This is a genomic window from Steroidobacter gossypii, assembly GCF_016801985.1.
Lineage (GTDB): Bacteria > Pseudomonadota > Gammaproteobacteria > Steroidobacterales > Steroidobacteraceae > Steroidobacter > Steroidobacter gossypii.
This window is the reverse complement of sequence record NZ_JAEVLS010000001.1, coordinates 1124188-1135508: the sequence shown is the minus strand read 5'-3', so window position 1 is coordinate 1135508 and position 11321 is coordinate 1124188. Positions and strand designations below refer to the sequence as shown.

10 protein-coding genes are annotated in these 11321 nt (G+C 62.8%); 9 read left to right on the top strand and 1 reads right to left on the bottom strand.

What is annotated here, in order from left to right; all coding sequences use genetic code 11:
* The first annotated feature begins 286 nt into the window (after window positions 1–286).
* The 9 genes from JM946_RS04870 to hemE all read left to right on the top strand — a co-directional run bounded on the left by JM946_RS04870 (window position 287) and on the right by hemE (window position 9578).
* A complete protein-coding gene (locus JM946_RS04870) occupies window positions 287–1348 on the top strand; it encodes a pilus assembly protein PilM (RefSeq protein ID WP_203166006.1) in 1062 nt (353 codons plus the stop codon).
* 1 nt (window position 1349) lies between these two features.
* Window positions 1350–1982, top strand: coding sequence for a PilN domain-containing protein (locus tag JM946_RS30190; RefSeq protein WP_230979446.1), 633 nt, complete (start codon window positions 1350–1352; stop codon window positions 1980–1982).
* On the top strand, window positions 1979–2653 hold the full coding sequence (locus JM946_RS04865) for a type IV pilus inner membrane component PilO (protein ID WP_322110894.1): 675 nt from the start codon (window positions 1979–1981) through the stop codon (window positions 2651–2653). Before JM946_RS30190 ends, JM946_RS04865 begins: the two co-directional genes overlap by 4 nt.
* A 38-nt stretch (window positions 2654–2691) precedes the next feature.
* On the top strand, window positions 2692–3213 hold the full coding sequence (locus JM946_RS04860; protein WP_203166004.1) for a pilus assembly protein PilP: 522 nt from the start codon (window positions 2692–2694) through the stop codon (window positions 3211–3213).
* Window positions 3214–3233: 20 nt separating this feature from the next.
* Complete coding sequence (gene pilQ / locus JM946_RS04855; RefSeq protein WP_230979445.1) at window positions 3234–5453, top strand: type IV pilus secretin PilQ; 2220 nt, start codon at window positions 3234–3236, stop codon at window positions 5451–5453.
* 169 nt (window positions 5454–5622) lie between these two features.
* A complete protein-coding gene (gene aroK, locus JM946_RS04850) occupies window positions 5623–6171 on the top strand; it encodes a shikimate kinase AroK (RefSeq protein ID WP_203166003.1) in 549 nt (182 codons plus the stop codon).
* Complete coding sequence (gene aroB, locus JM946_RS04845; RefSeq protein WP_203166002.1) at window positions 6168–7268, top strand: 3-dehydroquinate synthase; 1101 nt, start codon at window positions 6168–6170, stop codon at window positions 7266–7268. The genes aroK and aroB overlap by 4 nt, the downstream gene beginning before the upstream one ends.
* Window positions 7265–8422, top strand: a complete 1158-nt coding sequence (locus tag JM946_RS04840; RefSeq protein ID WP_203166001.1) for a deoxyguanosinetriphosphate triphosphohydrolase — start codon at window positions 7265–7267, stop codon at window positions 8420–8422. Before aroB ends, JM946_RS04840 begins: the two co-directional genes overlap by 4 nt.
* A gap of 70 nt (window positions 8423–8492) precedes the next feature.
* Window positions 8493–9578, top strand: coding sequence for a uroporphyrinogen decarboxylase (gene hemE, locus JM946_RS04835; RefSeq protein ID WP_203166000.1), 1086 nt, complete (start codon window positions 8493–8495; stop codon window positions 9576–9578).
* Between the two features lie 50 nt (window positions 9579–9628).
* On the opposite strand, the gene JM946_RS04830 is transcribed toward hemE, so the two are convergent.
* A complete protein-coding gene (locus JM946_RS04830; protein WP_203165999.1) occupies window positions 9629–11311 on the bottom strand; it encodes an AMP-binding protein in 1683 nt (560 codons plus the stop codon).
* Window positions 11312–11321 lie beyond the last annotated feature (10 nt).

The following is an 11321-nucleotide window of genomic DNA, read 5'->3' as shown; positions in this document are numbered from 1 at the left end:
TCGACTGTAGTGCCTGGCAATGGGTTCGTCTGCCGGTTCGTCCCAGGATTCGGGGTTCGCCTGAACGCGGCGATAAGACTCTGATCTGCTTTGGCTCGCAGTGGATGAACGCGATGAAGCGCGCTTAATACTGTAAAAAAAGCAGTTTTGCTGCGGGAATACCGCGATGGTATTTCGTGAGGCTCCTCACATTCAACTTAAGTCACGGCTGTATATAGTTGCCGCCCGTGTTTCGCCTCCGCTCTACGATCGTCACTTAAGTGTCTGATCAAGAAAGGGAACCAGCGTGCTGTTAACCGCAAAATCCCGGCCTCTCCTGGGCCTGGACATCACTACCTCCTCGGTCAAGCTCATCGAATTGAGCATGAGCGGCGGTCAATACCGTGTGGAATCCTATGCAGCGGAAGCCACTCCGCCCAATTCGATCAACGAAAAGGCCATTGTCGACGCCAACGCAGTGGGCGAAGCCATCAAGCGCGCGGTAAAGCGTTCAGGCGCGCGCGCCAAGGAAGCGGCGGTGGCGATCAGCGGCGACGCCGCGATCACCAAAGTCATTCAGATGCCGCGCACGCTGGGCGATAACGAGCTGGAAGGCCAGGTCGAGTTGCAGGCCGACCAGTACATCCCCTTCCCCATGGAAGAAGTGAGCTTCGACTTCGAAGTGATCGGCCCTTCCGAAAAAGATCCGGACATGCTCGACGTGCTGCTGGTCGCGACCCGCTCGGAGAATGTCGAACAGCGCCTCGCGGCCTGCGCCGCTGCCGGTCTGACCGCGCGCATCGTCGATGTCGAAGCGTTTGCACTGGAGAATGCGTGCCGTCTTCTGACACACCAGATGCCGGACGGCGGCCTGGGACGGGTGATCGCGGTGGTCGACTTCGGCGCCAGCTCCACCACGTTCAGCGTGCTGCGCGATCTCAAAGTGATCTACACCCGCGACTTCGCCTTCGGCGGGCAGCAGTTGACAGAAGAAGTGATGCGCACTTACGGCCTGAGCATGGAAGAGGCCGGGCGCGCCAAGAAAGAAGGCGGTCTGCCGGGCAATTATGAGACCGAAGTGCTCGGACCCTTCATCGACGACATGTGCCAGCAGGTGAGCCGCTCGCTGCAGTTCTTCCTGGCTTCCGGCGCCGGCCGGGAGCAGCCTGAACAGATTTTGATCTGTGGCGGCTGCGCCAACATCCCGGGCGCGGCGGAAATGATCCAAAGTCGCGTCGGCATCGAATCTCACCGTGGCGATCCTCTGGGTCAGATGAAGGTAAGTCAGAAAGCCAAGGCGCAGGCGGTAAAGAAAGACGCGACCGCATTATTGACAGCGTGCGGCCTCGCTTTACGGAGCTTCGACTGACATGCCAAGAATCAACCTACTTCCCTGGCGGGAAGCGGAACGCAAACGCAAGCGTCAGGAGTTCGGCGTCGGCGCGGTCGGCGCCCTGGTGCTGGCGGCCGTGGTGTACTTCGCCGTCAACTGGCAGATGCAGTCGGCGATCGACGAACAGTCCGCGCGCAACGCGTACTTGAAACAGGAGATCTCGGAGCTCGACAAGCAGATTGCCGAGATCCTGGATTTGGAAGAGCAGAAGAAACGTTTGCAGGAACGCATCGCCGTGATCGAACAGCTCGAATTGAGCCGGCCGGAAATCGTGCACGTGTTCGATCAGCTGGTGCGCACTACGCCCGATGGCATCTATCTCACGTCGGTGAAACAGACCAACCGTAAAATCGAGCTGAAGGGCATCGCGCAGTCGAGCACGCGCGTGGCCTCTTACATGCGCAACATCGACAGCTCCGAATGGCTGACCGATCCGGCGCTGCAGATCCTGGAAACCAAGGGCAAGACCGACACCGGCTCGCAGTTCACGCTGAGCATGATGCAGGAGAATCCGCAGCTGGCCGCGGCCAAGACCGAAGAGAAGATGAGCGCCCGGCCCGCAGCCAAACCGGCCGGCAAAAAGGGCGGCAAGACGGGAGGTGCCCGGTGAGCTCGTTCGTCGAACAGCTGCGCGACCTGGATCCGAACGATCCGAGCCGCTGGCCGGTGGCGTTCCGCCTCGGCGCCATCGTGCTGATTTTCGTGCTGGCCGCCGGCCTGATGTCGTACTTCATGGCCTGGAAGCCGAAGAAGCCCGAGCTCGATGCCGCGCGCGACCAGGAGGTCAAGCTGCTGCAGACCCTGAGCGAGAAGGCCAAGAAGGCCGCCAACCTGGACGCCTACAAGGCGCAGCTGGCCGAGATGGAGCAGTCGTTCGGCGCCATGTTGCGCAAGCTGCCCAACAAGACCGAAGTGCCCAACCTGCTCACCGATATTTCGCAGCAGGGCGCCGGCGCGGGCCTGGATCAGAAGCTGTTCCAGCCCGAGGCGCAGATCAACAAGGACTTCTATGCGGAGCTGCCGATCAAGATGAAGCTGACCGGCAGCTACCATGCCATCGGCGCGTTCGTCAGCGGCATCGCTGCCCTGCCCCGCATCGTGACTTTGCATGACGTGGAGATCCAACCCGCGGCCAAGGATGCCGGCAACGATCAACTGCAATTGAGCGTCACCGCCAAGACCTATCGTTATCTCGACGCTGAGGAACAGGCGAGTCAGCAACCGCAGCAGGCCGGCAAGGGCAGGGGCAAGACCCCGCGCAAGCCGCCGAACTCCCGCTGACGCGGCCCGACACTGGATAACGTCAAGAGCAGTCAGTTATGACGGTACACAGCACTCACCTTCGAAGCTTCGCGACCGGCGCGCTCGCCCTGTTGTGGCTGAGCGGTTGTTCCACGGACATGGACAAGCTGCAGGCGCAAGTCGCCGAAATCAAGAACAGCCCGGGCGAGCGCATCGAGCCGCTCCCCGAAATCAAGGCTTACGAAAGTTTCACGTACAACGCGTCGAACCTGCGCTCGCCCTTCGTGCCGAGCGCGCCGGCGCGTAACGACGTAGCCGCGTCGGTGCGCCCGGACAGCAAGCGCACGCGTGAATTCCTAGAACAGTTCCCGCTCGACACCATGCAGATGGTCGGCACCCTGCAGCTGCAGGGCCGAAACTTCGGCCTGGTACAGGGCAAAGACGGACTGGTGCATCGTGTACTGCCGGGTAATTTCATGGGCCAGAACGACGGCCGCGTGGTCAGCATCACGCCCACGCGTATTTCCATCATCGAGATCGTGCCGGACGGTCTTGGCGGGTACATCGAGCGGCCAGCGGCGCTGGCGCTGAACGAATGATTCTCAGGGAGAAACACAGAATGTTGTTCTCAAGCTCAGCCACGCCCGCACGCTCCAGTCGTGCGCTAGGAATGTTCCTGGCGGTGGCCGCATGGGCCGGCCTCGGCGCGCAGACGGCGCTGGCGCAGTCGGCCAATCGGTTGGAAAGCATCCAGGCGCAGGCCACGGCAGGCGACAAAGTGGAGTTGACGCTACGTCTGAGCGACACCGCTCCGACGCCGCTGACGTTCACGGTCGACAACCCCGCGCGCATCGCGCTCGATCTGCCCTCGACTTCGGTCGCGATGACCTCGCGCCGGGTCGACGTAAAGCAGGGTGTGCTCGACACGGTCAACGTCGCGGAAGCGAACGGCCGCACTCGAGTCGTCCTGAACGTCGACACGCTGGTGCCGTACGACACCCGCGTTCAGGGCAACACCATCATCGTTTCCTTGTCTTCTCCAGGTACCGGTCGCTCGCTGCAGTCGAGCGCCGCGCCTGGTGGCCTCGCCGCGGCCGCGCAGCGCCCCAGCGCAGCGCCCTCCGTGCCTGGCGTTCGTAGCGTCAACAACATCGACTTCCGCCGCGGCGGCGATGGCGCGGCTCGCATCATCGTCGAGCTGACCGACTCCAAGGTGCCCGCCGACCTGCGTCAGGAAGGCGGCAAGATCGTGGTGAACTTCGCCAAGACCGCGATCCCTGAAAACCTCCTGCAGCGTCTGGACGTGGTCGACTTCGCCACGCCGGTGAGCAGCGTGGACGCGCTCCGCGTCGGCGACGGCACCCGCCTGGTGATCAGCGCGTCCGGCGACTACGAGCAGCTCGCCTATCAGTCCGACAACGTTTACACCATCGAAGTGAAGCCGGTGGTGAAGCTGCCGCCCGAGCTGCGCGACAAGAAGGAATATGTCGGCGAGCGTTTGACCCTGAACTTCCAGGACATCGAGACGCGCGCGGTGTTGCAGCTCCTGGCTGACACCAGCGGCCAGAACATGGTCATCAGCGACTCGGTCGCCGGCAACGTGACCCTGCGTCTGCAGAGCGTGCCCTGGGATCAGGCGCTCGACGTGGTGATGCGCACCAAGGGCCTCGACTCGCGTCAGGAAGGCAACGTGATCTTCATCGCGCCGGCCGCCGAAATCGCCGCCCGCGAAAAAGAGCTGCTGACCGCCCGCAAGGAAGCTCAGGAGCTGTCGCCGCTGCGTACCGAATATCTGCAGGTGAACTATGCCAAGGCCGCCGATCTGGCCACCCTGATCAAGTCGGGCGCCGGCTCGCTGATCTCCGAGCGCGGCAGCGTCGCGATCGACGAGCGCACCAACACCCTGCTGCTGCAGGACACGGCCGAGCGGCTGGCGGACATTCGCCGCCTGGTGTCGACGCTGGATATCCCGGTGAAGCAGGTGATGATCGAAGCTCGCATCGTGATCGTGAGCGACGACTACAGCCGCGACCTCGGCGTGCGCTTCGGCGCCAACGTCGCCTTCAGCCAGGGCGGCAACGACGGCCTGGGCCTGCTCGGCCGCGCGCTGAATTCCGACGATCAGATCGTGATCAGCCCGAACCCGGCAGTGGCCGGCAGCGACGGCAATCCGGTCGGCACGCCGGCCATCGGCAACGAAGGCCAGCTCGGCGGCTTCGGTCTGCCCGAGAACGCGGTCGATCGTTACCTGGTGAACCTGCCGGCGGCCAACCCGGCCGGCCGACTGGCGCTGGCGCTGCTCGACTCCGACTACCTGGTCGACCTCGAGCTGTCCGCGGCGCAGGCCGAAGGCCGTGGCGAGATCATCTCCTCGCCCCGCCTGATCACGGCCAACCAGCGCGAGGCGACCATCGAGCAGGGCGTGGAAATTCCTTACCAGGAATCTTCGTCCAGCGGCGCCACCACCACCCAGTTCAAGAAGGCGGTGCTGAGCCTGAAGGTGACTCCGCAGATCACTCCGGACAACCGCGTGATTCTCGACCTCACCGTGTCCAAGGACAGCGTCGGTCAGCTGGTCGCCAGCGCCACCGGCGGCTTCGTGCCCTCGATCGATACTCGCGAGATCGTGACCCAGGTGCTGGTCAACGACGGCCAGACCGTCGTGCTCGGCGGCATCCTGGAAACCGAGCGTCGCGACGCCGAGACCAAGGTGCCGTACCTGGGCGACATCCCGGTGGTCGGCCGTCTGTTCAAGCAGACCACCACCACGGACAACAAGGACGAGCTGTTGATCTTCGTGACCCCGCGCATCCTGCGCGAAGGCAGCAGTCTTTATTGATTCGGGATCGGGCATCCTGCCGCGACCCTGACGCGAGCGGACAAGAGGCGTGACTTTTGCCCGCTCGCCGTCCCCCTGGGGATGAGGTACTTCCCAGTCCCTCGACCGTACTAGTAACGGCTGCGGCCGCCTTCGGGCGGCCGCTTTTCGTTTATAGTCCGTGATCGCAATGACCTCCCAACCGACCACGCCCCCGCGCGGCAATAACGTCTTCCTGATCGGGCCCATGGGCTCGGGCAAGACTGCCGTGGGCAAGCAACTGGCGCGCCTGCTGCATTTGCAGTTCTACGACAGCGACGCCGAGATCGAGCATCGCACCGGAGTGGACATTCCTTACATTTTCGAAAAGGAAGGCGAGGCGGGCTTTCGCGAGCGCGAACGCGAGGTGATCGATGCGCTCACCCAGATGCAGGACGTGATCGTCGCGACCGGCGGCGGCGCGGTTCTATCGCCGCAGAATCGGGAGCATCTCGCCACCCGCGGTCGCGTGGTGTATCTGCAGACCGGCGTCGACCAGCAGCTGGAGCGCACTCGCCACGGGCGCCAGCGGCCCCTGCTCTACACCGAGGATCCCGAACGTAAACTGCGCGAGTTGATGACATTTCGCGCGCCGCTGTACGAATCCATCGCCGCCGTGGTGGTCTGCACCGACGGCCGGCAGGTGCGCGCCGTCGCGGACGAAGTCGTGCAGCGACTGCAGGAGCTGTCCCCCTCATGAGCCACCAACCGCATCAACGCGTCGACATCCCGCTCGGCGAGCGCAGTTATCCCATCCTGATCGGACCGCATCTGCTGGGGGACGACGCGTTGCTCGCCGAGCACATCGCGGCACGCAATCTGCTCATCGTCACCAACGAAACCATCGCGCCGCTGTATCTGCGGCCGCTGGAAGCAGCGTTGCAGGACCATCGCACCGCATCGGTGGTGCTGCCGGACGGCGAGCAGTACAAAACGTTGGACACCATGTCGCGCATCATCGATGCGTTGGTGAGCGAGCGCATGAATCGAGACGCGGCGGTCGTTGCGCTCGGTGGCGGCGTCATCGGCGACATGGCTGGTTTTGCGGCGGCCTGCTATCAGCGCGGTATCGATTACATCCAGGTGCCGACCACCCTGCTTGCGCAGGTGGACTCGTCGGTGGGCGGCAAGACGGCGGTCAATCATCCCCGCGCCAAGAACATGATCGGCGCCTTTCATCAGCCACGCTGTGTGATTGCCGATACAGCGACTCTGCATACCTTGCCGGAGCGCGAGTATCGCGCCGGCATCGCGGAAATCGTGAAATACGGGTTGATCTACGATCCGGTGTTTTTCAGTTGGCTCGAAGCCAATGTAGAACCTTTGTTGGAACGCGTGGATGCCGCGGTGATCCACGCGGTACGCCGTTCGTGCGAAATCAAAGCGGAAGTCGTGGGCGTCGACGAGCGTGAGCAAGGCTTGCGCGCCATTCTCAATCTGGGCCACACGTTCGGCCACGCGATCGAGACGGCTTCGGGCTACGGCAACTGGCTGCATGGCGAAGCTGTTGCTGCCGGCATGGTAATGGCTGCGGATCTGTCTGAACGCCTCGGCTGGTTGCCGGGCGTCGATAAAGAACGCACCGTGACTCTGCTACGACGATTCGGTCTTCCGGTCGAGGCGCCGCGAATCGGCGCGGAGCGCGCTCGTGAGTTGATGGGGCTCGATAAGAAGGTGCTCGACGGCAAATTGCGGCTGGTGCTGTTACGCAGCCTCGGCAAGGCGGATGTCGTCAGCGACTACTCCGGCGAAGCGTTCGCCGCCACCATGCGGACGCATTTCGACGCTGCCGCATGAGCAACCCAGCACTCGCGCCGTACGCGTCCTGCGAGACCCGCTCGAAGGGACGCCAGTATCCGGAAGATGCGCCGCGCTATCGTAGCGAGTATCAGCGCGATCGGGATCGCATCGTGCATTCCACGGCGTTTCGACGCCTGGTCTACAAGACGCAGGTGTTCGTCAATCACGAAGGCGATCTGTTTCGAACGCGACTGACGCATTCCATCGAGGTGGCACAGATCGCGCGGACTATCGCGCGATCGTTGCAGCTCAACGAAACGCTTTGCGAGGCCATCTGTCTCGCGCACGATCTTGGGCACACGCCCTTCGGTCACGCAGGGCAGGACGCGCTCAATGCCTGCATGCGAGATTACGGCGGCTTCGAGCACAACCTGCAGTCGCTGCGCGTGGTCGATGAGCTCGAAGAACACTACGCCGCTTTTGCCGGTTTGAATCTTACTTTCGAAACGCGAGAAGGCATTCTCAAGCACTGCTCTTTGAACAACGCGCGCAGGCTGGGCGAGCTGGGTGAACGTTTCATTCGCCGCCGGCAGCCGACGCTGGAAGCGCAGATCGCCAACCTTGCCGATGAGATCGCTTACAACAATCACGATCTGGACGATGGGCTCCGCGCCGGGCTCATCACCGTAGATGAATTGCAACAAGTGCCGTTGTTCAGGCGCCAGTACGATGTCGTCATGGCGGAGTATCCATCGCTGAACGGACGGCGCTTGGTGCACGAGATCGTTCGACGCATGATTGCGTACGTCGTGACCGATCTCATCGAGAACACCGCCGCCCAACTACGGGCAGCCGCTCCCGCAGACGTTGAAGCTGTGCGCAGCGCTCCGGGGCCGTTGGTGAAATTCAGTGAGCCGGTGTTGGCGGAACACATGGCGCTCAAGCGGTATCTGCTCGATCACGTGTATCGTCACTATCGCGTCCTGCGCATGACCAACAAGGCGGATGCGGTCATCAGCAGTTTGTTCAAGACTTTTTTTGCACGCCCCGACCTGCTGCCCACGGAACATCAGCAGATCGCCAGCCAGATGGAAGCCGAATCCGGCGAAGCCGGCCGCGCTCGCGCCGTCGCCGACTACATCGCCGGCATGACAGACCGCTACGCCATCGTCGAGCACGAGAGATTGTTCGATCCCGCGAAGCGGAGCTGACTGTTTGGCGGTGTTTGGTCGAGGTGGCGCGTCAGGCGAAAGCGCCGCGCAGAGCTGCTAAAGTCGCGCCATGACTACGCCCGCCCGCCCCGCCCTGACCAACGATCTGCTCCTGCGCGCCCTGTTGCGGCAGCCGGTGGAGCGCACTCCTGTGTGGATGATGAGACAGGCAGGGCGGTATCTGCCGGAGTACCGCGCTACCCGGGAGCGGGCGGGGAGTTTCTTGAAATTGTGCATGACGCCGGAGCTGGCCTGTGAAGTCACTTTGCAGCCGCTGAACCGGTATCCGTTGGACGCGGCGATTCTGTTCTCCGACATCCTCACCATCCCGCACGCCTTGGGCCTCGGACTGCAGTTCGAGACAGGCGAAGGGCCGCGAATCGAGCGGCCGGTGCGGTCCAAGGCAGATGTCGATAGGCTTGGCGTGCCCGATCCGAATGTCGAGTTGCGCTATGTGATCGACGCGGTGAGTTTGATCCGTCGCGAGTTGAAGGGACGCGTGCCGCTGATCGGCTTCGCTGGTAGTCCCTGGACGGTGGGCACCTATGTCGTCGAAGGCGGCAGCTCGCGCGAGTTCTCGAAGATCAAGACGATGATGTACAACGAGCCGGCAACCTTGTGCGCGTTGTTACAAGTGCTGGCGGACTCGACTCGCGCGTATCTGAATGCGCAGATCGCTGCTGGCGCGCAGGCGGTGATGATTTTCGATACGTGGGGCGGCGTGCTCACGCCCACGCAGTATCGGGAGTTTTCCTTGCATTACATGCGATACATCGTCGATGGTTTGACGCGCGAGGCTGAGGGCCGTCGCGTGCCAGTGATTCTTTTCACCAAGGGCGCGGGCGCGCAGCTTGCGGTGATGTCACAAACGGGCTGCGACGCCCTCGGTGTGGATTGGACCACCGACCTGGCGGACGCCCGCCGCCTCGTCAACGACCGCGTCGCTTTGCAAGGCAATCTCGATCCGAACTGCCTCTACGCCGCACCGGAACGCATCCGTGAAGAAGTCGCTCGCGTGCTCGCCAGCTACGGCCAAGGCCATGGCCACGTCTTCAACCTGGGCCACGGCATTCACCCCGCCATCCCGCCCGAACACGCTGGCGCCATGATCGCCGCCGTCCACGAGCTGAGCCCGCAATATCACGTCCAGCGCTAGCACCCGTGCCGGGACGAGAGACCTCCTCCCGGCAGTTGAGAGCAGCCGAGCTATTTCCCCTTCAGCTCATCGCGCAACGCGCGGCGGAGAATCTTGCCGACGTTGGTCTTTGGCAGCTCATTGCGGAAGTGAACATGCCGGGGCACCTTGTAACCGGTGAGTTGCTGACGCGCGAAATCGATGAGCTGCTGTTCGGTGAGCGACGGATCTTTCTTCACGACGAATAGCGCGACGACTTCACCGGAGCGCTCATCAGGCTGCGCCACGGCGGCAACTTCGAGCACGCCGGGATGCGCAGCCATCACGCTCTCGATCTCGTTGGGGTACACGTTGAAGCCCGACACGAGGATCATGTCTTTCTTGCGATCCTCGATGAACACATAGCCCTTGGCGTCTATCCGCCCGATGTCGCCGGTGCGCAGCCAGTCGCCGAGCATCACTTTGGCCGTCTCGTCCGGGCGATTCCAATAGCCTCGCATCACCTGCGGGCCGCGAATACAAATCTCGCCCACCTTGTCGATGCCCAGATCGTTGCCCTCATCGTCACGGATGCTGATCTCCGTAGACGAAATAGGCAGCCCGATGGAATTGTTGAAGTCCTCGCCGAAAGGATTGATGCAAGCTGCGGGCGACGTTTCGGTCAAACCCCACGCTTGCGTCACCACGCAACCCGTCACCTTCTTCCATTGTTCGGCCACCGGCGCCTGCACCGCCATGCCACCGCCGAGTGTAATCCGCAGCGCGCTGAAATCGATCTCGCTGAAGCCCGGTGTATTGAGCAGCGCATTGAACAGCGTGTTCACACCGCTGATGTAAGTGAACCGATGTTTCTTGAGCTCCCCGACGAACGCCGGGAAGTCCCGCGGATTCACGATGAGCACGTTGTGCGCACCCAGCTTCGCGAACACCACCCAATTCCCGGTGAGCGCGAAAATGTGATACAGCGGCAGGGCAGTGATGATGGTGTCCTGTCCCACCGTTGCCGACGTGCCGATCCAGGACTCCGCCTGCAGCACGTTGGCCACGATATTCCGATGCGTCAGCATCGCGCCCTTGGCCACGCCCGTGGTGCCGCCCGTGTACTGCAGGAATGCGATGTCTTCATGGTCCAGCGACACCGGGGTGAATGTTTCGAAGTGACCGAGCTGCAGCGCCTTGTTGAAGCGCACCGCGCTCGGCAGATCGAAGCTCGGCACCTGCTTGCGCACATGGCGCAGCACCAGGTTGACCAGCGCCGATTTCGGAAAGCCCAGCTGATCGCCCACGCCGGTGACGATCACATGCTCCAGCTGAGTCTTATGGATGACTTCTTCGAGCGTACGCGCGAAGTTCTCCAGGATGATGATGGCCTTGGCGCCCGAATCGGTGAGCTGATGCTCCAGCTCGCGGGCCGTGTACAGCGGATTCGTGTTGACCACCGTCAGCCCCGCTCGCAGGGCGCCGTACAGCGCGATCGGATACTGCAACACGTTGGGCATCATGATGGCGATGCGATCGCCCTTCTGCAGATGCAGGATGCTCTGCAGATACGCCGCGAAATCGCGAGCCAGCCGCTCGTACTCCGCGAACGTGATGGTCCGGCCCATGCTGGTGAAGGCCGGCTTGTCGGCGAACTTGGCGCAGGCGCCGTCGAGGAGCTCGACCGTGGAGCGGTACTGCTCCGGATTGATCAGCTCCGGCACGCCGGCGGGATAGCTCTTCAACCACGGCTTGCCCGTGTGATTGCTGGACATCGACGCCTCC